Below are 23276 nucleotides of genomic sequence, written 5' to 3'. Positions count from 1 at the left end.
TGTCTTCAATACTCTGCCGGCACCGCATACACTTCCGCGGATGGATCTGCGAGGAACGAGCGCACCGTCGGTGGCAGGTGGCGTGAAGACAGCGGCAGAGGTCCGCAGCGCGACAGAAGCTCGCGCAGGTTGGGCTCGGCGCCGACATGCCGCCAGATCATCCGCGACGCATAGGGGAGATTTTCCCGTCGCCACGAAACTCCCATTGTCGTCCCGCGCAGATAGACGCGCTGGTACTCGTCGAATGGCAGGAGGATCGTCTGTGACAGTACCGGATTCGGGCCGACGACCCGCTCCGTAATGAAGATCCGGTTTCGATAGAAGGCCGCAAGACCGACATATTTCGAAAACTGCTGGATGCCGTTTCCAGCGTCCCGCAGACGCTCCATTGATTTGACATGCACAAGCCCACCCTTCTCCACAAAGCGGCTGCACGAACAGACAACCATTCCCGGCCAGGACGGGGAGCGATGATAGGTCTGGAAATAGCCGATATGGCGCCGGAGTGCGGTCAGATCGCCTGGGAACGCTTTTAACAGTTCGGAACTTTGATTGAGGTCTAGAGTCGGTTTGCGAAGCCGCTCCCGAAAGAGCCTGGGAGCGAGACCAAAGTCGGCTGCGTCGAGATCGAAATACTTGGCTATGCGCGCGAGATTATGGGCAGACGGCCTCGTCTGGCCGTTGATATATCTATTGAATTGCTGCCGGTTGATATCGATCGCGCGGCACAGATGCGAAATGGAACGCTGCGTGGCACAGGCGATCTTGAGGTTCTCGACCAGGTGAGGCATCGGCGATTCCGTCTTAATTATAGTAGCGTAAACTCGCTCAAAGATGCGTCAAGTCGCGAAATTGCGTGAAGCAGCCTGATCTCTACGTTCCCTTCTAATAAAGTTGAAAAAGGGAACTGCAATGACACGTGAAAAGGATCAATCTTCGCCTCTGAGTATCGGCCGCCGTCACTTCCTTGGCGGTGCCGTCGCGCTGAGCGCTTTGCCAGTCCTCACCTCCGGCCTGCTGATGCCGCGCGATGCCCGCGCGCAGGAAGCCAAGCGCGGTGGTCATCTGAAACTCGGTCTCAAGGGTGGCGCCACCAGTGATGCGCTCGACCCCGCGACCTATAGCGCCTCCGTGTTGTTCGTCATTGGCCGTCTCTGGGGCGACACACTTGTCGAATCCGACCCTAAGACCGGTACGCCCTTGCCGTCGCTGGCGACTTCCTGGACACCATCGGCGGATGCATCCGTCTGGACTTTCAAAATCAGGAACGACGTGCAGTTTCACGACGGCAGCAAGGTGACCGTCGCGGACATCGTCGCGACACTGAAGCGACATGCGGACAAGAATTCGCAGTCGGGTGCTCTGGGGCTCATGGCCTCGATCACGGGTATCGAAGAAAAAGCCGGCGACCTTGTCCTCACACTTTCGGAAGGCAATGCGGACCTGCCTTTGCTTTTGACCGACTATCACCTGATCATCCAGCCGAAGGGCGGCGTCGATAAGCCTGCGGCGGCCATCGGTACAGGTCCTTACATTCTGAAAAGCTTCGAACCGGGCGTTCGCGCAACCTTCGAGAAAAATCCGAAGGATTGGCGCTCCGACCGCGGTTTTGTTGACAGTGTCGAGATCCTCGTCATCAACGACAACACCGCCCGCGTTGCCGCACTTGCCTCCGGCCAAGTCCATTTCGTCAACAATGTCGACCCCAAGACAGTCCCGATGCTGCAGCGAGCACCGACCATCGAAATCCTCCGGAATGCAGGCAAGGGCTTCTATTGTTTCCTGATGCATTGCGACACGACTCCCTTCGACAACACCGATCTTCGGCTTGCGCTGAAATATGCCATCGATCGTCAGGCGATCCTCGACAAGGTTCTGGGCGGCTACGGAACAATCGGCAACGACTATCCGGTCAATTCCAACTACGCTCTCGCCCCGACCGATATCGAGCAGCGCCCTTATGATCCAGACAAGGCCGCCTTCCACTTCAAGAAATCGGGTCTCGACCGCTCCATTCAGCTGCTCACGTCAGACGCAGCCTTTCCTGGCGCCGTGGATGCGGCGATCCTGTTCCAGCAAAGCGCGCGCAAGGCCGGCATCACGATCGACGTCAAGCGCGAACCGGAAGACGGCTACTGGACCAATGTCTGGAACAAGCAGCCCTTCTGCGCCTCGTTCTGGGGCGGTCGTCCGACCCAGGATTCGCGCTATTCCACCTCTTACCTGTCGACCGCAGAATGGAACGACACGCGTTTCAAGCGCCCTGACTTCGACAAATTGGTTCTGCAAGCAAGGTCAGAACTCGATGAGGCCAAGCGCAAAGTGCTTTATCGACAATTGGCCCTCATGGTGCGAGACGATGGCGGTCTAATCCTGCCCGTCTTCAACGACTACATCATGGCCTCTTCGAAAATGCTGAAGGGATATGTCGACGATATCGGCAACGATATGTCCAACGGCTACATCGGCAGCCGCGTGTGGCTTAATGCCTAACGCTCTTCTGGATATATGACCATGTCAGACCGCAGCTTCACAACCATCGAAAATCAGTGGATCACCTTGAAGGATGGGACGCGGCTGGCGGCACGCATCTGGATGCCCGATGGCGCGGAAGAAGATCCCGTGCCGGCGGTCTTCGAGTTCCTGCCCTATCGCAAGCGCGACGGTACGAGCCTCAGGGACGAATCGACCTATCCGGTCTTTGCGGCCGCCGGCATTGCCGGGGTGCGCGTCGATATCCGCGGATCCGGGGAATCGGACGGCGTCATCGACGGCGAATATACCGAGCGCGAGCTTGCCGATGCGTGTGAGCTGATCGCCTGGATTGCCGCGCAGCCGTGGTCGAACGGCTCGGTCGGCATGATGGGCATCTCCTGGGGCGGCTTCAACAGCCTGCAGGTCGCAGCACTACGCCCGCCAGCGCTCAAAGCCGTGATATCGATCGCTTCGACCGTCGACCGCTACAATGACGACATCCATTACAAGAACGGCTGCCATCTCTCCGCCCAGCTCTCCTGGGCTGCGACGATGCTCGGCTATCAGTCGCGCCCGCCAGATCCTGCCCTGGTCGGCGAGCGCTGGAAGGAGATGTGGCTGGAGCGCCTCGCAGGCGAGCCCTTCCTCATGGAGGAGTGGCTGAGCCACCAGCGGCGCGACCATTTCTGGCGTCACGGCTCGATCTCGGAGGATTTTTCCAGTGTGGAGATCCCGACGCTCATTATTGCCGGCTGGGCGGACGGCTATCGCAACGCGCCACTGATGGCGGTCGAAGGCCTCGGTGAAAAAGCCAAGGCGCTGATCGGCCCCTGGGTCCACAAATATCCGCACTTCGCCTGGCCGAAACCGCGCGCGGATTTCCATGGCGAAGCGATCGCCTGGTGGAACAAATGGCTGCGCGGCGAGGACAACGGGATCGACGGGCTGCCGCAGACCCGCGCCTATATTCTCGATGCGATCCGTCCTGCCCCGCGGCGCGACAGCGATCCCGGCTTCTGGATCGCCAAGGACATGTGGACGCCGCCGCGCATGCAATGCTTCTATGTCGAGCAATTCGGGCGATTGACGGAAGGCATGCCGATCCCGCATGCGCCCGAGCATCCCGTCTATCTCCAATCTCCCCTCGACACCGGCACGGCGTCGGGAGAGTATTTTACGCTGAAGCCCGACGCCGAAATGGCGATCGATCAACGCTCGGACGATGCCGGCTCACTGGTCTTCGATACGATGCCGCTTGCAGAGGATCATGATTATCTCGGCCGACCCGTCGTAACGCTTGCGTTGCGCCCCCACGCGACAGGCGGCAATCTCTGCGCCCGGTTGGTCGACGTCCATCCGGACGGCACGGCCATGCGTGTCGCCTTCGGTGTCGTCAATCTCACCCATCGCGACGGCAATGCCGATCCGAAACCGCTGGTGCCGGGCGAGACGGTGTCGATCCGGCTGGTGCTCGACGCCTGCTGTTATCGCTTCCGCAAGGACCATCGCATCCGCCTTTCACTCTCCACCGCCTATTGGCCGATGATCCTGCCGCCGCCTGAAGACGAAGGGGTCGAGATCGATATCGCTTCGCTCGGCCTGGGTTTGCCGATGCTGGGCGAGCACCAGAGGATCGACATCGAGGAACCGGCCAATCCTGATCCCCTGCCGAAATATATCGAGCACGTGGCCGCGGCGACGAAGCGACAGGTCGTTCGCGACCTCTCGGCCAACCGGACAGACTATCATATCCACGAGGATACGGGGCTCACCGAACATCCTGAGACCGGCCTGTCGACCCGGCAACTGCGGGAGGAGGTGTGGTCGATTTCACCGGATGATCCGCTGTCGATGACCGGCACGTCGACCTGGACCTGCGACATGCACCGGCCCGGCTGGTTCGTGCGCACCGTCGCGACCGCGCGGATGGCGTGCACGCGGACCGATTGGGTCGTCAGCGCCGTCGTCACCGCTTTCGAGGACGATGTGCAGATCTTCGAGAAGATCTTTGCCGAAAAGCGGATCGTGCGTGACCTGACGTAACCGTCAGGCCAGCGCAAAATGTCTGACGGCCTCGCAAACCGCGCGGAAGCCGTCTTGCGCGCCATCGCTCATGTGGCGGGCGCGCAGCCATGCATGCACCATCTGCGGCTCCTCCCGGAACCAGACTTCGACGCCTTCCGCGGTGAGCCGGGCCGCATATTGCCGTCCATCGTCCCGGAGCGGATCGAAATGGGCGACCGTGATGAAGGCCGGCGGGAGCCCGGCAAGCGAGGATGCGTGCAACGGCTCGGCGATCGTATTTCCCGCGGGTGCCTGCAGGATTTCGCGATAATAGGCGACATCCGAAGTCGTCAGTCCAGGGGCCTCGGCCATTTCGACGTAGGACCCCGCGGCAAGGTCGCCGCCGAGCACGGGATAGATCAGGACCTGGCCGACGATGCCGGACAGGTCCTCGTCGCGGGCACGCAAGGCAAGGCCCGCCGCAAGATTGCCGCCGGCGCTATCGCCGATCAGCACGACCTTGTTGTTGGCGGCAAGCAGATGTTTGAGCACGGCGAAACCGTCATCCGTCTGTGCCGGCCAGCGATATTCGGGCGCGAGGCGATAATCGACGGAAACCAGTTCCGCGCCGGCAAAATCGGCGATCTCGGCGCAGATGGCATGATGGGTCTCGAGCGAGCCGACGACGAAGCCGCCGCCGTGAAGATAGAGCAGGATGGTGCGCGTGCCGATTTTCCGCGGGCGATAGCGCCTGATCGGGATACGCTGGAACATGCCGTCCGCAAAGATCATATCCGGGGGAGCCGAGCGGTCGAAGCGTGCGCAAAGCGCGTCGTACCAATGCCGCTGCTGCTCGACCGATGCCTGGATGGCGTCCGGCGGATAGAAACTATCGCAAATATCGAGAAACTGCAGAATGCCCTTTTCGGTGGGGACAGGCGATGGAGCGGACATGCAGGGTCCTTTCGATTTGGGACATACAGATCATGTCCCTGGCCGACTCTGCCCTCATCATGCGCCTTTGCATCGGAGGCAATCTGTCTGGCCGCGACCCGCGGATGTCGCGATGCTTGCTTATTTTGCCCGGCGTTTCCAGGCTTTGCCGCTTTTGCAAAAAAATCCGATAATTTTTCGTCGTCGACCCAAGGAAAGCCATTGGAGAAACGTCTCAATCCCGAAATAGCATCTTGGCTGATAGCTTGGGGGTAGGTGCGCATTGGATGCGGAGCTCATAGAACGAGCGCAGGGGGGCGACCGGGAGGCCTTTGGGCAACTGGTCTCGCGCCATTATGATTTCGTCCACGCGACGGCGTGGCGATGGTCGGGCAGTTCCACCGACGCCGACGACATCGCCCAGGAGGTCTGCGTCAAGCTCGGCGCGGCCATCCGCGGCTTTCGCGGCGCCAGCCGCTTCAGGACATGGCTCTATACGCTGACGCTCAACGCTGCCCGCGACCACAGACGCAAGCTTGCGCGGGAAGAGCAGACATTCCGCGCTTATGCCGCCGAACCGCAGCCGGACGCGCCGGGCAGAAATGATGACGAGCTATCGAGCGAATTATGGGCGGCCGTGCGGGCTTTGCCGGAACGGCAATGCGACGCCGTGCTGCTCGTCTATGGCGAAGGCCTCAGCCATTCGGCTGCCGCCGATGTCATGGGCTGCTCGGAGGCAACCGTGTCCTGGCAGGTGCACGAGGCGCGCAAGAGGCTGAAGGCCATGCTCGGCAAGGAAGAGGTATGATGGACAAGGAACTCGAAAAGCTCTCCCGTCTCACAGCCCCGGCAGCCGATTCGGAAGCGCGCGCGCGCGCCCTTGCCGCGGCGATGCAGGCCTTCGACAGCGCGGAAAATAATGCGGCGGCGGCCCAAGGAAATGCGAAAGGTTGGCGTCCAAGGTCCATCATCAACTGGATATGGAGCCCTGCCATGAACAAGAAATTCCTCGCCGGTTCAGCCCTCGCGACGCTGCTCGTCATTCCCGCCGCCGGTTACCTTACGATCGAGCTGAGCCGCGACGGATCGCCGATCGTCGACCAGACCGAGATCGCCGGTAACCTTGTGCAAAACAACGCGCCGAAACCGGCCGAACCCGTCACGGCCGCGCCTCAGCTTTCCGAAGCCCCGACCGAAGAAAGCCGGCCGGCTCAATCGTCTGCCGTCAGCGGCGTCCAAGCCTTGCAGGACAAGGAACTACAGACTGCAAAACCCGCTGCGGAGCGGCTCTCTGAATTCGATGCCGGCGACATTGCTGCTCTCAAGAATAAGTCGGAAGATTCCGCCGCGTCACTCGGGATGGCCAAACGTGTTGCGCCGGCCGCTCCTGGCATGGCCGCTCAGGGGCAGCTATTGGCCGAACCGATGGGCGCTGTTGCCCCCTCGCCTGCCCCACCGGCGGAAGGGCAGGCCCAGATCCAGCTCGACCCCAGCCGCGAACGGTTTGCCAATGCCGCGTCAAATCCGATCAAGAGCGTGGTGACCGATCCGGTCTCGACCTTCTCCGCCGATGTCGACAGCGCCTCTTATTCCTTCGTCCGCCGATCGTTGACGGGCGGGGCGATGCCCGATCCGCAATCGGTTCGCGTCGAGGAGATGATCAATTATTTCCCCTATGACTGGCCGGGTCCCGATCGCGCAGAGCAACCGTTCAAGGCGACCGTAACGGTGATGCCGACACCGTGGAACCACGACACGCAATTGATGCATGTGGCGATCAAGGGTTATGACATCGCGCCGGCGACCGCGCCGCACGCCAATCTTGTTTTCCTGATCGATGTCTCCGGCTCGATGGACGAGCCGGACAAGCTGCCGCTCCTGAAGAGCGCCTTCCGGCTGCTGGTCAACAGGCTGAAGGCTGACGACACCGTCTCGATCGTCACCTATGCCGGCAATGCCGGCACGGTGCTGGAACCGACGCGGGTGGCGGAGAAGTCGAAGATCCTCTCGGCAATCGACAGGCTGGAGGCAGGAGGCTCGACCGGCGGCGCCGAGGGCATCGAGGCCGCCTACAATCTCGCCAAACGGGCCTTCGTCAAGGATGGCGTCAACCGGGTGATGCTGGCGACGGACGGCGACTTCAATGTCGGCCCGTCGAGCGACGAGGAGTTGAAGCACATCATCGAAGAAAAGCGCAAGGACGGCATTTTCCTGACCGTTCTCGGCTTCGGACGCGGCAATCTCAACGATTCCCTGATGCAGACGCTGGCGCAGAACGGCAATGGCAGCGCCGCCTATATCGACACCTTGGCGGAAGCGCAGAAGACACTGGTCGAAGAGGCTGGGTCAACGCTGTTTCCGATCGCCAAGGACGTCAAGTTCCAGGTCGAATTCAACCCGGAGCGGATCGCCGAATACCGGCTGATCGGCTACGAGACGCGCGCCCTCAACCGCGAGGATTTCAACAACGACCGCGTCGATGCCGGTGATATCGGTTCCGGTCACAGCGTCACGGCGATCTACGAGATTACGCCCAAGGGAAGCCCCGCGGTCATGAACGACGACCTGCGCTATGGCGCAGCCGACAGGGCGCCGGCCGAGACAGCGGGCAGCGGGCACGAAAGTGAGCTTGCCTTCGTCAAGATGCGTTACAAGCGGCCGGGCGAGGACAAGAGTGCGCTGATCACCACGCCTGTCGGCGCCGGCAACGCGGTGGCCACCATCGACGCCGCGCCGCAGGATGTCCGCTTCTCGGTGGCCGTCGCCGCCTTCAGCCAGAAACTGAGCCGCATCGCCGCTGTCGATGCCTATTCCTACCAGGCGATTGCCGACCTCGCTGCGGCGTCGCGGGGGACGGATCCCTTCGGCTACCGGTCGGATTTCCTCGGTCTCGTTCGTTTGGCGGACAGTCTCAGCCAACGATGAGAAAGGAAGCACCAAAAAGCAAGGCCGCCTGGTAGGGCGGCCTTATCTGCATGAGGGCTACCCCGGTCTCGACCCGTTGGCTGTGAGATAAACAGCATAGAGGGACGTGGTGCCGGTGATAAAGAGACGGTTCAGTTTATCGCCGCCAAAGGCGACGTTGGAGACGAGTTCGGGAATATGGATCTTGCCGAGCAAGGTGCCGTCCGGATCGTAGGCATGCACACCGTCTGCGGCGCTCGTCCATACCCTTCCCTTCCGGTCCACGCGGAATCCGTCGAAGAAGCCCGCCGTACATTCGGCGAACACACCGAGATGGGTCAGCGTTCCCTCGCCTGATACCGCGAGCTTTCGGATATGGCGCGGACCGCCGGGCAGGTGCGATGCCCCGGTGTCGGCGACGTAGAGCAGCGTTTCGTCGGGCGAGAAGGCAAGACCGTTCGGCTTGACGAAATCGGATGTCATCTGATCGGTCGCGCCCGTTTCCGGATCGTGCCGGTAGACATGGCATCCGCCGATTTCTTCTTCGCCATAATCTCCCTCGTAATCGTGGAGGATGCCGTAGCTCGGGTCGGTGAACCAGATGGTCCCGTCCGATTTGACGGTGACGTCGTTCGGGGAGTTGAGTCGCCTGCTGGCGATCCGGTCGACCAGGACGCTGATCTTGCCGTCGAATTCCGTGCGGGTGATGCGGCGTGTCAGGTGCTCACAGGTGATGAGCCGGCCCTGATTGTCGACGGTGTTGCCGTTGCAATTGTTGCTTGGCGAGCGGAATACCGATGTGTGCCCGCTGGTCTCGTCGTAGCGCATCATGCGATTGTTGGGGATATCCGAGAAAACCAGATAACGGCCCGCGGCAAACCAGGCCGGTCCCTCCAGCCAGCGGCCGCCCGTCCAAAGCCGTTCGACCCGAGCATGGCCGACGAAGCAGTTTTCAAAGCGCGGGTCGAGAACCTCGAACCCCGTACCTTCGATTTCTCCGAACATGACAGCTCCTTCCTGATTGTTATCGATATCATTCTGCCCGGTTTTTCAGGCCTCGTACAGACATTCAAGTGATGACGCCCACGAAAATACCGCGAGTATTTGGCTTTTGCGGCTGTGGAACCGTGCGTCCCTGCAATAATATCGATTGTGCGATGATAGCGATAACTTTATTCTGTGCTGAATTACCCAACGAGGAAGCTGTTTTGAAAGCGGAGCGCAGTGAAAGACGAGGATGAGCCAAAAGACAAGCGTCTCAAGGGAGGAGACGCTCAAAAGCTGACGATGGCAGAAGTTGCCAAATATGTCGGCGTGTCGGCCATGACCGTTTCGCGCGCCTTTCGGCAGGATGCGAGTGTTTCCGAAGAGACCCGCAAGCGCATCATGGAAGCCGTCGACGCGCTGGGCTATGTGCTCGACCTGTCGGCCGGCAGTCTTTCCTCGCGGCGCAGCGGCTTCATCGCGGCGCTGGTGCCCTCCATCAACAATTCGAATTTCTCCGACACCGCCCGCGGCATTACCGATGCGCTGGAGAATACCGGTCTTCAGCTTCTTCTCGGCTACACCGATTATTCCGCCGAGAAAGAAGAAAAGCTGATCGAGGCGATGCTGCGCCGGCGCCCCGAAGGCATCATCCTGACGGGCGGTTCGCACACCGACCGCGCCCGACGCATGCTTGATAAGGCCGGCATTCCGGTGGTGGAAACCTGGGAGCTTCCGGAAGAACCGATCAACCATGTCGTCGGCTTTTCAAACAGCGAGGCGATGTCGCTGCTGGTGCGGACGCTCGCCAGCCAGGGCTACCGGAGGTTCGGCTATATCGGCGGTACGACGGCGCGCGATACGCGCGGCAGCCAGCGGCGGAGCGGTTTCCTGAAGACCGTCGAGGAACTGGGCCTGGGGCCTGGCCGGGCAATTTCCTTCGGCGTGCCGCCGATCACCATGGAACAGGGCGGCCAGGCGATCGTGAGCCTGCTGGAGCGCTGGCCGGATACGGAAGTGGTTCTCTGCGTCTCCGACCTTTCCGCCTTCGGCGCGATCATGGAATGCAAGCGCAGAGGAATGAACGTACCGGGTGATATCGCCATTGCCGGCTTCGGCGATTACGAGATCTCGTCGATCTGTCATCCCAGCATCACCACCATCAATGTCGACTGTTACGGCATCGGCCGTCAGGCCGCCGCCCGCCTGCTCGATGCCCTGCAGGGCAGCGGCGAGGCGACCGGCGACGAGATCACATTGACGGGCTACAGGGTCGTTCTGCGCGAAAGCACGGACCGCAGCGCCAAATAGGAGCGCTGCTTCAGAAGGCGATCTGCACCTTCATCGATTTGCTGCGGTCGCTTGCCAGTTCGAAGGCGGCGACGGCCTCGTCGATCCCGAAGACACCTGTCAGCAGCGGTTTCAGATCGACACGGCGCGCGTTGATCAATTCGACGGCGAGCCCGAACTCCTCGTGAAAGCGGAATGTTCCGCGCATCTCGATTTCCTTGGCAACGATCATGTTCTGCGGGATGGAGACATCGCCGCCAAGGCCGAGCTGCACGAGAACGGCACGGGGCTTCAGTACCTCCAGGCCCGCGCGGACGGCCCGCTCATTGCCCGACGCCTCAAACATGACGTCGAAATATCCCTTGTCGGCACCGTAAGCGGCAAGGTCGGCAGCATGGGTGGCAACATTGATCGTGCGATCGGCGCCGCTGGTGCGGGCGATCGCCAGAACGCTGTCGGTGACGTCGGTCGCGACGATCTCGCGGGCGCCGAGAACGCGGGCGGCAACGATCGCCAGCATGCCGATGGGGCCGCAGCCGGTGACCAGCACCCGTTTGCCGAGCAGCGATCCGGCGCGGCTTGCCGCATGCAGCGTCACGGCAAAGGGTTCGGCGAAGGCGGCCTCGTGAATGGAAATGCCGTCGGCGACCTTATGACATTGCCAGCGCTCCGCCACCAGCCGCTGACGGAAGCCGCCCTGAATATGCGGCATGGGCATGGCGCTGCCGTAAAACCGCATGTTGAGGCAGTGGTTCTGCTGGCCCTTCAGGCAATATTGGCAATGGTTGCACGGCCGGCTCGGGGAAACCGCAACGCGGTCTCCAACGGTAAGGTCGCTGACGCCGGCACCCAGCGCCTTGACCGTGCCGGCGATCTCGTGGCCGAGAATCATCGGTTCGCGCAGGCGAACGGTGCCGAAACCGCCATGATTGTAATAATGCAGGTCGGAGCCGCAAATGCCGCCGGCTTCGATGGCGATCTCCACTTGGCCCTCCCCAGCAACCTCCGGCTCGCGCTCTTCGACCCTGAGATCCTTGGCGGCGTGAATGACGATGGCTTTCATATCGGGATCCTCATACGACCGGAGTCGGAAGCGCGCGACCGGCAAAATGCGCGGCGAGATTGTCTCTGACCAGTTTGCCCATGGCCTTGCGGGTTTCGATCGTGCCGGAGCCGTGGTGGGGCTGCAGCACGACGTTTGGCAGCGTCAGGAAGCGCGCATCGATTTTCGGCTCGTTGAGGAAAACGTCAAGGCCGGCGGCTTGGATGGTGCGGTTCTGAAGCGCTGCGATCAGCGCCTCCTCGTCGACGGTCGTTCCGCGCGAAACGTTGATCAGCATGCCTTCCGGACCGAGCGCTTCAAGCACCTCGGCGTTGATGATCTTCATGGTCGCGGCCCCTCCGGGAACGATGACGATCAGGAAGTCGGCCCAATTGGCCAGCGCGACCAGATTGGCTTCATAACCATAGGCGACGTCCTGGTCCCTGTTGCGGGCGAAATAAGAGATGTCGCAGCCGAAAGCGGCAGTTCGCTTGGCGATCGCCTTGCCGATCCGCCCCATGCCGACGATCCCGACCTTCTTGCCCGAAACCCGCGTCACCAGCGGCATGGGAACGTTGCCCCACTGGCCGGTGCGGACGAAAACGTCGGCCTGCGGAATCTGGCGCGCCGTGGAAAGCAGCAGTCCGATCGCGATATCGGCGACGTCTTCGGTCAGCACGTCAGGGGTATTCGTCACGCGAATGCCGTTGGCGCGGGCGTAGGACAGGTCGATGGCGTCGGTGCCGACGCCGTAGCAGGAGACGATCTCCAGCTTCGGCAACTGCTTCATCAGGTCGGCGGAAGCGCCGAGTTCGCCGCGTGTCGCGATGGCGCGGATATTGCTTCCGACTTTCGAAATCAGTGCCTGCCGGTCCGCGGCTTCCCACAGACGGTGGACGCGGTAGGTCGCCTCCAGATCCACCATGTCCCACTCCGGATAGGCCCCGGCCATCAAGATTTCTACGTCAGGCATTTCGTCCCATCCCGCATTTTGGCTGTTGATTATGTTATCGATAACATATAATCCGAGAAAGGGATGTCAAGTGAGTTTCACCGCGAGTGGGGGTATAAGCCGTCATTCGCAGCGACACCGGAGGAGTTATTTGCATGAAGAACCTGTTTGATCTGACCGGGCAGCTTGCCCTGATCACCGGCTCGAGCCAGGGGATCGGTTATGCGCTGGCCGAGGGCCTGGCGCAGCATGGCGCCGAGGTCGTCATCAACGGCCGCACGCCCGAAAGTGTCAAACGCGCAGTCGAAAGCCTCAAGGCTCAAGGTCTGTCTGCCCATGCGGCCATCTTCGACGTAACCAGCAAGGACGCTGCCACGCAGGGGATCGCCGCGATCGAGGCCGATATCGGTCCGCTCGACATACTGATCAACAATGCCGGCATGCAGTTCCGCACGCCGCTGGAAGATTTCCCGGCGGACAAATGGGAGCTGCTGCTGACCACCAATATTTCGAGCGTCTTTTACGTCGGCCAGGCGGCGGCCAAGGCGATGATCGCCCGCAGGCATGGCAAGATCATCAACATCGCCTCGGTTCAGAGCGAGCTCGCCCGTCCCGGCATTGCCCCTTACACGGCGACCAAAGGCGCGGTGCGCAACCTGACGCGCGGCATGTGCGCCGACTGGGCCAAGCACGGCCTGCAGATCAACGCTATTGCGCCGGGCTATTTCAAGACGCCGCTCAACCAGGCGCTGGTCGACAATCCCGAATTTTCCTCGTGGCTCGAGAAACGGACGCCGGCCGGACGCTGGGGCAATGTCGAGGAACTGGTGGGTGCCGCCGTCTTCCTGTCGGGCCGCGGCTCGTCCTTCATCAACGGCCACACGCTTTATGTCGACGGCGGCATCACGACCTGCCTCTAAGGGAGGTGAGATGATGAGTCTGGAGAAAAAGGTACTGCCCTTGGCCGTGATCGTCATGGGCGTCAGCGGCTGCGGCAAATCCTCGGTTGGAGAGCGCATCGCGGCCCGAAACGGCATGCCGTTTGTGGAAGGCGACCAGCTCCATCCGGCTGCCAATGTCGAGAAGATGGCGCAGGGCATACCGCTCACCGATGAAGATCGCCTGCCCTGGCTCGACCGGATCGGTGAGGAAATAAAGACCGCGCTAAACGCATCGCGAGGGCTGGTCGTTTCCTGCTCCGCGTTGAAAAGAAGCTATCGGGACAGGCTGAGGCAGGCGGCAGGCGGGCGCCTTGCCTTTGTTTTCCTCGAAGGATCGCGCGAGCTTCTGCTGTCGCGGATGCAGGCACGTCAGGGCCATTTCATGCCGGCCTCGCTGCTCGACAGCCAGCTGCAGACGCTGGAGCCGCCGACCGGGGAGACCGGTGTCGTGACGGTCGCGATCGATGGTGCTTTGGATGATATGGTGGCGCTGGCTTGTGAGGAGCTGAGAGGCACGGCCATCAAGGGAGGATTTCATGCAGGATGACTACAGAGCAGATGTCGCCGTCATCGGCGCCGGCATCATGGGGACGGCGATCATCACGCGCTTGATCGAGACCGGTCACAACGTATCCGTCTTCGATCTCGATGCCGAAAAAGTCGCGGCGCTGGAAGCCAAGGGGGCTCGCGGCGCGAGTTCCGTCGAGGATGCGGTCGCCGCGTCGCAATTCTGTGTGCTCAGCCTCAATCACGCGAACATCGTGCGTGCCGTCGTTTTCGGCGAAAAGGGTGTTGCGGTGGCCGCGAATGCCGGCAAGCTGCTGATCGACATGTCCTCCATCGATCCCGCCGAGACGGCCGACATGGCGACGCGGCTGCGTCGGGAAACGGGAATGGCATGGGTGGATTGCCCGCTTTCCGGCGGTGTGCCCGGCGCGCTGGGCGGCAAGCTGACCATCATGGCTGGCGGCAGCCCGGAGAATTTCGAACGGGCGCGTGTGGTGATGCGGCATCTTGCCGCCAATTACACGCTGATGGGCGCATCCGGTGCCGGGCAGACGACGAAACTGATCAATCAGCTCTTTTGCGCCGTGCTGTTTCAGGCGGTCGCGGAAGCGGTCAAGCTCGCGGAAGCCGGCGGGGTCGACCCGGCCGCAATTCCGGCGGCCCTTGCCGGCGGGCGTGCCGACAGCCGTATCATGCAGGAATTCATGGCGAAATTCGCCGCGCGCGATTTCTCGCCGACGGGCAGGATCGACAACATGCTGAAGGACCTGGATTCGCTTCAGGCCTTTGCGCTGAAGACGAAGACGCCGTTGCCGATGACGGGGGCGGTCGTAGAGATTCATCGCCTGCTTTGCGCTGCCGGCCTTGGGCCGAAGGACTCTGCCGAGATGATGCGTCTGCTCGACGGATTTGGCGCCGACTGATCTGATTTCAGGCATGGGAGATCGTCACTTTCCGCTTGACTACTCCGCGATGTTATCGATAACATCGATCCATAACGACAGCTGCAGCTTTGGGAGGAGCCACAGTGGAAGCCAAGAGACTGCTGGAGTTCCAATCGATCACCAAAAGCTTCGGCGGCACGCAGGCGCTGCGTGACGTCTCGATCGATCTGCGTGAGGGCGAGATCCTGGCGCTGCTCGGCGAAAACGGTGCCGGGAAATCGACGCTGATCAAGACGCTGGCCGGCATTTACAGGCCCGATAATGGCGACATACTTTTCCGCGGCCAGAGTTACCATCATCGCCCACCCAAGCCGAACGAGCGGCAACCGGTCGCCTTCATCCATCAGGATCTCGGCTTGATCGAGTGGATGACGGTCGGCGAGAACATGGGCCTGTCGCAGGGCTTCTCGATGCGCCGAGGTCTGATCGACTGGAACAGGACACAGGCGCGGGCCAAAGAAGCCTTGAAGCTGGTCGGCTGCGATTTCGATCCGACGACGCGGGTCTCGGCCCTGTCGCGCACCGAAAAATCACTCGTCGCCATTGCCCGCGCACTTGCCGTCGAAGCCGACGTTCTGGTGCTCGACGAACCCACAGCGAGCCTGCCCGCCGACGAAGTCGACCGGCTGTTCAACGCGATCCGTCCCCTGAAGGAGCGCGGCGTCGGCATGATCTACGTCTCCCACAGGTTGGACGAGATTTTCCGCATCGCCGATCGCGTCGCCGTGCTGCGCGACGGATGCATGGTCGGACAGAAGCCCGTCAGCGAGACCACGCCCGACGAACTGGTGACGATGATCATCGGCCGCAGCGGCGACAGTCTCTTTTCGAGGACCGAGATCAAGCCCGGCAAGGCGATCGTCAAAGTCCGCAACCTCGTCTGCGCCGGCACCAGCCCGATATCCTTCGATATAAGAGAGGGCGAACTGCTGGGCCTTGCCGGACTGCGCGGCGCCGGTCAGGAACGCATCGGCCGGGCGCTGTTCGGCTGCGAGCCCTTCAACGGCTCGGTTCTGCTGCATGACCGGGCGCCGGATCTTTCCAGCCCGCGGCAGGCCATGGCGTCCGGCATCGGTCTGATTGCCCGTGACCGCACCGAAGAATCCGTCGCGCTCTCGCTGTCCATTCGGGAAAACACCTACCTCAATCCGGGCGCTGTCGGGCGCGGGCTGTTGTCCTTCCTGTCGCCGCGCGGCGAAGCCGATCTGGCCCATGCGATCGGCCATACCGTCGGCCTCCGGCCGAACGATCCGGATCTGCCTGTCGAGGCGCTCTCCGGCGGCAATCAGCAGAAGGTGGTCGTGGGCCGCTGGCTGGCAACCGGCCGCAAGCTGCTGATCGCGGAAGATCCGACCGCCGGCGTCGATATCGGCGCGCGGGCGGAGATCTACCGTTTGATCACCCAGGCGCTGGAAGCCGGTCTCGCGGTCGTCGTGGTCTCGACGGACTTCGAGGAAATCGCCCATATCTGCCACCGCGCGCTGGTTTTCTCGCGCGGCAAAATCGTCAGCGAACTGACTGGAAGCGCCTTGACGACGGAGGCGGTCATAACAGCCGCATCCGCATCGGAAGCGGCTTGAGCCATCGGGAGAACAGCCATGCAATCCATTGAATCCACCGCGCTGGAGCCGACCAAGAGCGAGATGGCCGGCCTGTCCACCGGCCAAAAGATCGGACGCCTGCTCCCGGTTTACGGGCTGGTAATCCTGACCCTCGGGCTGATCGTGCTCTTCTCGATCCTGCTGCCCGATACCTTTCCGACCGTGTTGAACGTCCGCTCGATCGTCTCCGACAAGGCGATCATCGCGCTGCTGTCGCTGGCTGCGATGATCCCGATGGCGTCGGGCCGCATCGACCTGACGGTGGGTTACGGCATCGTGCTCTGGCATATTCTCGCCATCAGCCTGCAGACGGTCTATGGCCTGCCCTGGCCGGTCGCGGTCCTGATTGTTCTTGCGCTCGGCGTCATTACCGGCTTCATCAACGGTCTTTTGGTCGAGGTTGCCAAGATCGACAGTTTCATTGCGACGCTCGGCACCGGCACGGTCCTCTACGCGCTTGCCCTCTGGCATACCGGCGGGCGGCAGGTGGTCGGCGTCTTGCCTGAGGGCTTCTATGCGCTGAACGGCACCATGCTGTTCGGCCTGCCGATCACCGGCTTCTACGTGCTGCTGATTGCAATCTGCATGTGGATCGTGCTCGAATATCTGCCGATCGGCCGATATCTCTATGCCATCGGCGCCAATCCCAAGGCGGCTGCCCTCAATGGCATTCCCGTCCGCAAATTGGTGATCGGCGCTTTCGTCACGTCAGGGCTGCTGGCGGCTCTGACCGGGGTTCTGCTCGCCTCGAAGCTGCGCATCGGCCAAGCGAGCGTCGGGCTCGAATATCTCCTCCCGGCGCTCGTCGGCGCTTTCCTCGGATCGACGACTATCAAGCCGGGCCGGGTCAACGTCTGGGGCACCTTGATCGGCGTCATCATCCTGGCCGTCGGCATATCAGGAATTCAGCAATTCGGCGGGTCGTTCTTCGTCGAACCGCTGTTCAACGGCGTGACCCTGCTGATTGCCATCGGCATTGCAGGCTACGCCCAGCGCAAGCGCGGAGCTGTGAGGAGGATCACACCCGCATCCAAATGAGGATGCCGGCTCACCGGTATCTCACAACAAACAAAATGGAGGAGTGAACATGAAGCGCAGGACTTTATTGCAGGCAACGGTCGCAACCGTGGCCGTTATGCTCAGTGTGCCGGCAATGGCCGATTCCATGGCCGACGCCAAAGCCGTGGTCGAGAAATATGCGTCCAAGGTGAGCGCCTGGGATGGCCCGACGAGCGGTCCCAAGGGGGCGGCGGGCAAGAACATCGTCGTCCTTGCCGGCGACATGAAGAACGGCGGCATCCTCGGCGTGGCCAACGGCGTCCAGGAAGCGGCAGGTGCGCTCGGCTGGACGGTCAAGGTGCTCGACGGCGCCGGTTCGATCGGGGGACGGACGGCGGCTTTCGGCCAGGCCATGGCGCTGAAGCCGGATGGGATCATCATCAATGGCTTCGACGCGGTCGAGCAGAAGCCGGCGATGGAAGCGGCCAAGGCGGCCGGTATTCCGATGGTGTCCTGGCACGCCGCCTCGGCCGTCGGTCCGGTTGCCGACGTCGGCGTTTTTGCCAACGTCACCACCGATGCGATGGAAGTATCGAAGTCGGCGGCGGACTGGGCCTTCGCCGATGCCGGCGGCAAGCCCGGCGTCATCATCTTCACCGACTCCACCTACGCGATCGCCATCGCCAAGGCCGATCGCATGAAGAAGGAGATCGAGGATCTCGGCGGCACGGTGCTCGAATATGTCGACACGCCGATCGCCGAAACCTCCCAGCGCATGCCGCAGCTCACCACGTCGCTGCTGCAGAAGTACGGCGCCAAGTGGACGCATTCGCTGGCGATCAACGACCTCTATTACGACTTCATGGGACCGTCCCTCGCCTCGGCCGGCATTGCCGGCGACGGAAAGCCGGTGAATGTCGCCGCCGGCGACGGTTCTGAAAGCGCCTATCAGCGCATCCGCGCCAAGCAGTTTCAGGCCGTCACAGTCGCCGAGCCGCTCAACCTCCAGGGCTGGCAGCTCGTCGACGAACTGAACCGCGCCTTTGCTGGCGCGCCATGGTCGGGCTATGTGTCGCCGCTCCACGTAGTGACCAGCGCGAATGTCGAATTCGACGGCGGGCCGAAGAACAGCTTCGATCCCGACAACGGCTATCGCGACCAATACAAGAAAATCTGGGGCAAATAGGCCTTCCCAAGGGCGTATCGACGGATACGCCCTTACCCCGCCTGACACCACGCCAATATCGATCCAGCTCCGGCGAGTTTTGGAAAAGAGAACCCATGATCATTCGTTATGCTTTGTTTGAAGGCGAAATTCATCCCGGCAGAGAAGAGGAATTCCGCGCCTTTGTCAGGCAGCGGCTCGTCCCTCTCTGGACGAAATTTCCAGGCGCCGAGGAAGTCCGGGTGCTTGATGGCATGGAGCGCGACGAAGGCGCTCCGGTCTATGCCATGGCTCTCGCCATACGTTATCCCGATATGGATGCGGTCAACGCAGCACTTCGCTCCGATGTGCGGTTCGAGAGCCGCGAGGTCACTGGGGAGCTCCTGCAGCTTTTCACCGGCAAGGTGCATCATCACGTATTCCAGGCCAATGAATACCCGCCGGCCATTGCATGAATACTGGGTGGCTTCCGCGCCGGCTTGAGCGACGGGTCGCTGCCCGGCATTAAAATTGAGAACAGGGATCGAACAATCCTAAAGCGCCTGCGAACAAGCGTTCCAGGCGCTTTTCCGATTGGGACGCTGCCAAGCCCCGCGGGTGCGATTGTTCCGGCTGCCCGACCTTTGGGACAATTTTTCATCGGCGCCGCCATTATTAAATTAAATAGTCTACTGATTTGGTGGGCAATGCTCCATCTTACCCCGCATGGGCGCCCGGCGCGGCAGACAGCCGCACGATCTTCCAGGAGGCCTTCTTCTTCCAACCACGCAGATCCGCAGCATCGCATGAGCAATAATTCCGAATTTCTCTGGTATATTCCAAACGACGTCAGGCCTGGTCATCGCGGCGATTCCGCCGTCGACAATCACAACAGCCTCGATACGCTGACCAGCCATGCGAAGGCGCTGGAGGAGCATGGCTGGAAAGGCGCGCTGATCGGCACCGGCTGGGGCCGCCCCGACACGTTTACCGTCGCGGCCTCGCTTGCCGCGCGGACCACCAGTTTCGAACCGCTGATCGCGATCCGCCCGGGCTACTGGCGGCCGGCAAACTTCGCCTCCGCAGCCGCGACGCTCGATCATCTCAGCGGCGGCCGCGTGCGGATCAACATCGTCTCGGGCAAGGATAACCTGCCGGCCTATGGCGATAGCGAGGGCGATCAGGCGCATCGTTATGCCCGCACGAAGGAATTCATGCGGCTGGTCCGAAGACTATGGACCGAGGAAAACGTCACCTCGGCGGGCGATCACTTCAGGGTCGCCGAATCCACCGTGGTCCCCCGCATCCAGGTTCGCGGCGACCGCCGCCATCCCAAATTCTATTTCGGCGGCGCCTCCGAGGCGGCCGAGCGGGTGGCGGCCACCGAAGCAGACGTCCAGCTCTTCTGGGGCGAGCCGCTGGAGGGTGTCCGGGAGCGGATCGGCCGGCTCAAGGCGTTGAGCAGGGAACTCGATCGCGACCTTCCCCCGCTGGAGTTCGGATTGCGGATAACGACGCTGGTCCGGGATACGACGGAACAGGCCTGGGCCGACGCCGAGGCGAAGGTTGCCGAGATGGCAAAAAACAAAGGCGCCGGTTGGCACGATCACCAGCGCGTGCTTGCTGTCGGCCAGCAGCGGCTGCTCGCTCTCTATGAGCGCGGCGATGTCCTCGACGACAATCTCTATACCGCGCCCGGCAAATTCGGCGGCGGTGGCGCCGGCACAACATGGCTGGTCGGTTCGGCGGCGGACGTCGCCCGCTCGCTGAGCAAATATCAGGATCTCGGCATCACGCATTTCGTGCTTTCCGACACGCCCTACCTTTCCGAGATCAAGCGCCAGGGCGACCAGCTTCTGCCGCTGCTGCGCGATTGACGTCGGAGGAAAGTGTCAGCGCACCGCCATAGTGCATCCAAGATATCGGCGATCGTCCTGCTTCGTTACGGAAGACCATTATTCGAACGTGACGTGCAGGGAGACTTGAATAGTCCGGTTTGCAACAAGAGATATAGGCCGATTCTGCCGGACAACTTGACATACGCTTGCCGGTGCGAAGGTCGGGGTATTTTGCGAAAAAAATGTTCGCAAAATATTCCAAAATCGCAACGCAGCGATAGCCTACCGCCTCCGTTTACATTCTCTAAAATGTATTCCCCTAAATTTTTAAGGATATCGGAACGACGTTCTCAGGATCGTCATCTACGCCATGATGGCGGCCCGGCATCCGAAATCTCGCATGAAATCGACGTGAACCTTGGTGCGTGCCTCCCATATCGGGCGCGCAGAAGTTTCGTCGGTGCATTGGGAGATAGGTTGACGCTCTGCATTTGAACGAGATGCGACGAGCGATCCTGGCGGCCAAGACAGCTTTGACAAACCTCGCCGACACGATGGAGAGTAACAATGAAGAGCATTAAGAATTTCGGGATCGCGGTGCGCCTCACCCTCGGGTTCAGTTTCCTGCTTCTGCTGATGGCCGCCTTGACCATCTATTCGGCGGAGAAGGTTGCCGAGATCGACGGCAACCTTGAAACGATCAACGACGTCAACAGCGTGAAGCAGCGGTTTGCCATCAATTATCGCGGCAGCGTGCACGACCGGGCGATCGCCATTCGCGACGTGACCCTGGTGACATCGGCCGATGAACGCAAGAGCGCCGAGGCATTGATCGAAAAACTGGCGGCGACCTACGCCGAGAACGAAAAGCGCATGGCCGATATGGTCTCATCTCCGGCAGGCGCGACGGATCAGGAAAAATCCATCCTCAAGGAGATCGCCGACATACAGGCGAAAACCAATCCTCTGGTCGCGGAGATCATCGCGCTGCAGGAGAAGGGCGACGGCGAGCACGCCCGCAAGATCCTGCTCGAACAGGCGCGGCCGGCCTTCGTCGCCTGGCTCGGCGCCATCAACAAATTCATCGATTATCAGGAGGCGCTGAACAAATCGGTCGGCGGCGAAGTTCGCAGTGCGGCAAGCAGCTTCAAGCCGGTCGCGCTGACGGCGCTCGCCATTGCGGCCCTTCTTTCCATTATTGCCGCGACCATCACATCTCGCACGATCGTCGGCCCGCTGGCAAAACTTCAGCTTTCGCTGAAGGCGATGGCTGAGGGCAATCTCGAGGGCGACCGTCATCTCGAAGCGCGGGGCGATGAGATCGGCAAGCTCGCGCGGGCCGTGGCAGGTCTGCGTGATGCGATTTCGACAAAGGCGGAACGGGAAGCCGATGCCGAAGCCAAACGGGCCGTCGTGGAACGGCACCGGCTGGAGCAGGATGCCGATGAACGCCGCACCCTTGCCGAGCAGACGGACAAGGCTGTCGGCCAGCTTGGCGACGCCCTGCAGGCGCTTGCTGACGGCGACCTCACGCAGCAGATCGATACCCCGTTCATTCCGTCGCTGGAAAAGCTCCGGGCAGACTTCAACGCCGCCGTCGAAAAGCTACGCGCCGCCATGCAGAAGGTTTCTCAGAACGCCAGCGCAATTGCGGCCGGCGCGCAGGAAATCCGTTCCGCTTCGGACGATCTCGCCAAGCGGACCGAACAGCAGGCCGCCTCTGTCGAGGAAACCGCTGCTGCCCTGGAAGAGATCACGACCACTGTCGCCGACTCGAGCAACAGGGCTGTGGAGGCCGGGCAGCTTGTTCGCAAGACCAAGGACAATGCGGAACGCTCGGGCAGCGTCGTTCGCGACGCGGTCGACGCCATGGGCAAGATCGAATCCTCGGCCACCGAAATCGGCAGCATCATCGGCGTCATCGATGAGATCGCGTTCCAGACCAACCTGCTGGCATTGAATGCCGGCGTCGAAGCGGCGCGTGCCGGTGAAGCAGGCAAGGGCTTTGCCGTCGTCGCCCAGGAAGTGCGTGAATTGGCGCAGCGTTCCGCCAAGGCGGCAAAGGAAATCAAAGAACTGATCAACGCCTCGAACGGCCACGTCAAAAACGGCGTCGCCCTGGTTGGCGAGACCGGAAAAGCCCTGCAGGAGATCGCAACGCAGGTGCAGCAGGTCGACGGCAATGTCGGCGCTATCGTCGGTGCTTCGCAGGAGCAGGCGACGGGGCTGAAGGAGATCAACGCCGCCGTCAACAGAATGGACCAGGGCACGCAGCAAAACGCCGCCATGGTGGAGGAAGCCACAGCCGCAGCTCATAAGCTCGCCAGGGAAGCCGACGCGCTGTTCCAGCTTCTGGGACAGTTCAAAATCGGCGGAACGGTGGCGCCGAAGCGCATATCGCAGCCGGCGGCCGCGGCACAGCATGCTCAACCCGTGGCCTCGCCGGCCCGCCAGATGGTTGCCAGAGTGAGCAAGTCGTTCCAGGCGAATGCAACCCAGGGGAACGCAGCATTGGCCGGCGATTGGGAAGAGTTCTGATCGTCAGGCCTCTCCTCAGCCTCGGCTGAAAAGCGAAGCGAGGAAGGGCAGCGTTGGCTGCCCTTCGCATTGTGCGCCCAGCATGGGCGCACTCTTGTGGGTGCAAGTCCCACCGTAAGCTGGTCATGGCGAGCGAAGAGAAGCGCAACTTTGCAAGGGCGACCGAGCGTGGGGAGGAAG

Annotated in this window: 19 protein-coding genes; 14 read left to right on the top strand and 5 right to left on the bottom strand. The window is 61.7% G+C overall.

Annotated elements, in window-relative coordinates:
- Positions 1-5 precede the first annotated feature (5 nt).
- Entirely contained in the window at positions 6-791 is a 786-nt protein-coding gene (locus tag QWJ46_RS27015; protein ID WP_184460017.1) for a helix-turn-helix transcriptional regulator, read from the bottom strand.
- 121 nt (positions 792-912) lie between these two features.
- Here QWJ46_RS27015 and QWJ46_RS27010 point away from each other — a divergent pair, with 121 nt between their 5' ends.
- Together QWJ46_RS27010 and QWJ46_RS27005 are read left to right on the top strand one after the other, a co-directional pair.
- A complete protein-coding gene (locus tag QWJ46_RS27010) occupies positions 913-2493 on the top strand; it encodes an ABC transporter substrate-binding protein (protein WP_302755211.1) in 1581 nt (526 codons plus the stop codon).
- 21 nt (positions 2494-2514) lie between these two features.
- A complete protein-coding gene (locus tag QWJ46_RS27005; protein WP_302755208.1) occupies positions 2515-4518 on the top strand; it encodes a CocE/NonD family hydrolase in 2004 nt (667 codons plus the stop codon).
- Positions 4519-4521: 3 nt separating this feature from the next.
- Here QWJ46_RS27005 and QWJ46_RS27000 read toward each other — a convergent pair whose 3' ends face one another.
- Positions 4522-5433 carry an alpha/beta hydrolase gene (locus QWJ46_RS27000; RefSeq protein WP_302755206.1) on the bottom strand — a complete coding sequence of 304 codons (912 nt, stop codon included), beginning with the start codon at positions 5431-5433 and terminating at the stop codon, positions 4522-4524.
- Between the two features lie 262 nt (positions 5434-5695).
- Between QWJ46_RS27000 and QWJ46_RS26995 the strand changes: the two genes are divergently transcribed.
- Both QWJ46_RS26995 and QWJ46_RS26990 read left to right on the top strand, forming a co-directional pair.
- On the top strand, positions 5696-6220 hold the full coding sequence (locus QWJ46_RS26995) for an RNA polymerase sigma factor (protein ID WP_302755203.1): 525 nt from the start codon (positions 5696-5698) through the stop codon (positions 6218-6220).
- Complete coding sequence (locus tag QWJ46_RS26990) at positions 6217-8337, top strand: VWA domain-containing protein (RefSeq protein ID WP_302755201.1); 2121 nt, start codon at positions 6217-6219, stop codon at positions 8335-8337. Before QWJ46_RS26995 ends, QWJ46_RS26990 begins: the two co-directional genes overlap by 4 nt.
- A 57-nt stretch (positions 8338-8394) precedes the next feature.
- Here the strand turns inward: QWJ46_RS26990 and QWJ46_RS26985 are convergent, their stop codons facing one another.
- Complete coding sequence (locus tag QWJ46_RS26985) at positions 8395-9321, bottom strand: SMP-30/gluconolactonase/LRE family protein (RefSeq protein ID WP_302755199.1); 927 nt, start codon at positions 9319-9321, stop codon at positions 8395-8397.
- Positions 9322-9540: 219 nt separating this feature from the next.
- Here QWJ46_RS26985 and QWJ46_RS26980 point away from each other — a divergent pair, with 219 nt between their 5' ends.
- Complete coding sequence (locus QWJ46_RS26980) at positions 9541-10611, top strand: LacI family DNA-binding transcriptional regulator (protein ID WP_302755196.1); 1071 nt, start codon at positions 9541-9543, stop codon at positions 10609-10611.
- A 10-nt stretch (positions 10612-10621) separates the two neighbouring features.
- Here QWJ46_RS26980 and QWJ46_RS26975 read toward each other — a convergent pair whose 3' ends face one another.
- Together QWJ46_RS26975 and QWJ46_RS26970 are read right to left on the bottom strand one after the other, a co-directional pair.
- Positions 10622-11653: an L-idonate 5-dehydrogenase gene (locus tag QWJ46_RS26975; protein WP_302755193.1), complete on the bottom strand. Its 1032-nt coding sequence runs from the start codon at positions 11651-11653 to the stop codon at positions 10622-10624.
- A 10-nt stretch (positions 11654-11663) separates the two neighbouring features.
- On the bottom strand, positions 11664-12605 hold the full coding sequence (locus tag QWJ46_RS26970; protein ID WP_302755191.1) for a 2-hydroxyacid dehydrogenase: 942 nt from the start codon (positions 12603-12605) through the stop codon (positions 11664-11666).
- A 134-nt stretch (positions 12606-12739) separates the two neighbouring features.
- Between QWJ46_RS26970 and QWJ46_RS26965 the strand changes: the two genes are divergently transcribed.
- From QWJ46_RS26965 to QWJ46_RS26925, 9 genes are all read left to right on the top strand, one after another.
- On the top strand, positions 12740-13504 hold the full coding sequence (locus tag QWJ46_RS26965) for an SDR family oxidoreductase (RefSeq protein WP_302755190.1): 765 nt from the start codon (positions 12740-12742) through the stop codon (positions 13502-13504).
- A 13-nt stretch (positions 13505-13517) separates the two neighbouring features.
- Complete coding sequence (locus QWJ46_RS26960) at positions 13518-14072, top strand: gluconokinase (protein ID WP_302755267.1); 555 nt, start codon at positions 13518-13520, stop codon at positions 14070-14072.
- Positions 14062-14955, top strand: coding sequence for an NAD(P)-dependent oxidoreductase (locus tag QWJ46_RS26955; protein ID WP_302755188.1), 894 nt, complete (start codon positions 14062-14064; stop codon positions 14953-14955). The genes QWJ46_RS26960 and QWJ46_RS26955 overlap by 11 nt, the downstream gene beginning before the upstream one ends.
- A 104-nt stretch (positions 14956-15059) precedes the next feature.
- Complete coding sequence (locus QWJ46_RS26950; RefSeq protein WP_302755186.1) at positions 15060-16556, top strand: sugar ABC transporter ATP-binding protein; 1497 nt, start codon at positions 15060-15062, stop codon at positions 16554-16556.
- 18 nt (positions 16557-16574) lie between these two features.
- Entirely contained in the window at positions 16575-17615 is a 1041-nt protein-coding gene (locus tag QWJ46_RS26945; protein WP_302755185.1) for an ABC transporter permease, read from the top strand.
- A gap of 49 nt (positions 17616-17664) precedes the next feature.
- Positions 17665-18762 carry a substrate-binding domain-containing protein gene (locus QWJ46_RS26940; RefSeq protein WP_302755184.1) on the top strand — a complete coding sequence of 366 codons (1098 nt, stop codon included), beginning with the start codon at positions 17665-17667 and terminating at the stop codon, positions 18760-18762.
- Positions 18763-18857: 95 nt separating this feature from the next.
- Positions 18858-19196: a hypothetical protein gene (locus QWJ46_RS26935; protein WP_003572261.1), complete on the top strand. Its 339-nt coding sequence runs from the start codon at positions 18858-18860 to the stop codon at positions 19194-19196.
- Between the two features lie 330 nt (positions 19197-19526).
- Positions 19527-20597: an LLM class flavin-dependent oxidoreductase gene (locus QWJ46_RS26930; RefSeq protein ID WP_302755178.1), complete on the top strand. Its 1071-nt coding sequence runs from the start codon at positions 19527-19529 to the stop codon at positions 20595-20597.
- Positions 20598-21125: 528 nt separating this feature from the next.
- A complete protein-coding gene (locus QWJ46_RS26925) occupies positions 21126-23096 on the top strand; it encodes a methyl-accepting chemotaxis protein (protein ID WP_302755176.1) in 1971 nt (656 codons plus the stop codon).
- The last annotated feature ends 180 nt before the right edge of the window (positions 23097-23276 follow it).

The sequence above is a fragment of the Rhizobium sp. CBN3 genome (assembly GCF_030518245.1).
In the GTDB taxonomy this organism is placed as follows: Bacteria; Pseudomonadota; Alphaproteobacteria; order Rhizobiales; family Rhizobiaceae; genus Rhizobium; species Rhizobium aethiopicum_A.
Note: the sequence above shows the minus strand (reverse complement) of the source record. Positions and strands in the feature narration are given on the sequence as shown.

Coding starts and splice junctions, on each gene's coding strand:
- QWJ46_RS27015 (WP_184460017.1), bottom strand. CDS start 791: ATGCCTCACCTGGTCGAGAACCTCAAGATCGCCTGTGCCACGCAGCGT.
- QWJ46_RS27010 (WP_302755211.1), top strand. CDS start 913: ATGACACGTGAAAAGGATCAATCTTCGCCTCTGAGTATCGGCCGCCGT.
- QWJ46_RS27005 (WP_302755208.1), top strand. CDS start 2,515: ATGTCAGACCGCAGCTTCACAACCATCGAAAATCAGTGGATCACCTTG.
- QWJ46_RS27000 (WP_302755206.1), bottom strand. CDS start 5,433: ATGTCCGCTCCATCGCCTGTCCCCACCGAAAAGGGCATTCTGCAGTTT.
- QWJ46_RS26990 (WP_302755201.1), top strand. CDS start 6,217: ATGATGGACAAGGAACTCGAAAAGCTCTCCCGTCTCACAGCCCCGGCA.
- QWJ46_RS26985 (WP_302755199.1), bottom strand. CDS start 9,321: ATGTTCGGAGAAATCGAAGGTACGGGGTTCGAGGTTCTCGACCCGCGC.
- QWJ46_RS26975 (WP_302755193.1), bottom strand. CDS start 11,653: ATGAAAGCCATCGTCATTCACGCCGCCAAGGATCTCAGGGTCGAAGAG.
- QWJ46_RS26970 (WP_302755191.1), bottom strand. CDS start 12,605: ATGCCTGACGTAGAAATCTTGATGGCCGGGGCCTATCCGGAGTGGGAC.
- QWJ46_RS26965 (WP_302755190.1), top strand. CDS start 12,740: ATGAAGAACCTGTTTGATCTGACCGGGCAGCTTGCCCTGATCACCGGC.
- QWJ46_RS26960 (WP_302755267.1), top strand. CDS start 13,518: ATGAGTCTGGAGAAAAAGGTACTGCCCTTGGCCGTGATCGTCATGGGC.
- QWJ46_RS26955 (WP_302755188.1), top strand. CDS start 14,062: ATGCAGGATGACTACAGAGCAGATGTCGCCGTCATCGGCGCCGGCATC.
- QWJ46_RS26945 (WP_302755185.1), top strand. CDS start 16,575: ATGCAATCCATTGAATCCACCGCGCTGGAGCCGACCAAGAGCGAGATG.
- QWJ46_RS26940 (WP_302755184.1), top strand. CDS start 17,665: ATGAAGCGCAGGACTTTATTGCAGGCAACGGTCGCAACCGTGGCCGTT.
- QWJ46_RS26935 (WP_003572261.1), top strand. CDS start 18,858: ATGATCATTCGTTATGCTTTGTTTGAAGGCGAAATTCATCCCGGCAGA.
- QWJ46_RS26930 (WP_302755178.1), top strand. CDS start 19,527: ATGAGCAATAATTCCGAATTTCTCTGGTATATTCCAAACGACGTCAGG.
- QWJ46_RS26925 (WP_302755176.1), top strand. CDS start 21,126: ATGAAGAGCATTAAGAATTTCGGGATCGCGGTGCGCCTCACCCTCGGG.